At 42.1% G+C, this 1,139-nt stretch carries 1 protein-coding gene; it reads right to left on the bottom strand.

All coding sequences use genetic code 11. The annotated features are described in order from the left end of the window. Positions 1-1,139: HYR domain-containing protein (locus FLA105534_RS00030; protein WP_173964021.1), on the bottom strand; the 1,139-nt coding region annotated here is incomplete at both ends.

The following is a 1,139-nucleotide window of genomic DNA, read 5'->3' on the forward strand; positions in this document are numbered from 1 at the left end:
TAGTATAAGTGATTTGGTAAGTGCCCGATACAGTGTTTGGATCTAAGGTTAATACTCCGTCTGCATCAATGCTCAATGGACCCGTTTTGATTGGGGTTACACTGGTATTGGCTGCTGTTACCGGCTGTCCGTTTAGGGTGTCGTTTGCTGTTACGTTTCCAACTGTGGTTGCCGTTGTTGTACCCGGTGTTTGAACTGGGTAGGTATTGTCAATGTTGGCTACGATTGGATTTTTAACTTCAACTGTAGCAGTAGTCGTTGAACAATTTACAGGGGTTGCACCGTCTTCACAAATAGTATAAGTGATTTGGTACGTGCCCGATACAGTGTTTGGATCTAAGGTTAATACTCCGTCTGCATCAATGCTCAATGGACCTGTTTTGATTGGGGTTACACTGGTATTGGCTGCTGTTACCGGCTGTCCGTTTAGGGTATCGTTTGCTGTTACGTTTCCAACTGTGGTTGCCGTTGTTGTACCCGGTGTTTGAACTGGGTAGGTATTGTCAATGTTGGCTACGATTGGATTTTGCACAATAATAGTAACTGTAGTTGTTGCACAGTTTGCTGTTGGATTTGCAACCTCGCAAATCTGATAATCAAAAGTGTAAGTTCCAGTTGGCGTATTTGGCTGAACTGTAACGGCTCCTGTATTAGTGTCAAAATTTAAATTTGAAGGTAACGTTGTAGTCGAAGTAATTATAACTTCATTACTGACTACATTTTTACAGTTCAGAGAGTCATTGTCCAGAACACTTGGAACTGCGATTCCTCCCAGAATTCCATTAAAGGATGTTACACGATCTTCATTAGCTTTGATTGGTCCAATTACTTTCACCGTTTGCGTACAAGTTTCTATATTTCCAGCCACATCTTTAGCCGTCCACGTTACAGTAGTGATACCGATTGGGAAGCTTGATGGGGCGTCATTAGTCACCGTTACTGAGCAGTTATCACTTGTTGTTGGAGTTCCTAAAGCAACTCCGGTAGCCATACATGAACCAGCATCCGCCAAAACAGTCACATTAGTTGGACACGTAATAGTCGGTTTCTGAGTGTCTTTTACGATAACTTTTTGAACTGCTGTTTCTACATTACCGTTCCCATCATCAAAACTCCAAGTAATGTTATGTGTTCCTTGA

It is taken from the genome of Flavobacterium collinsii (assembly GCF_902804485.1).
GTDB classification, from domain to species: domain Bacteria; phylum Bacteroidota; class Bacteroidia; order Flavobacteriales; family Flavobacteriaceae; genus Flavobacterium; species Flavobacterium collinsii.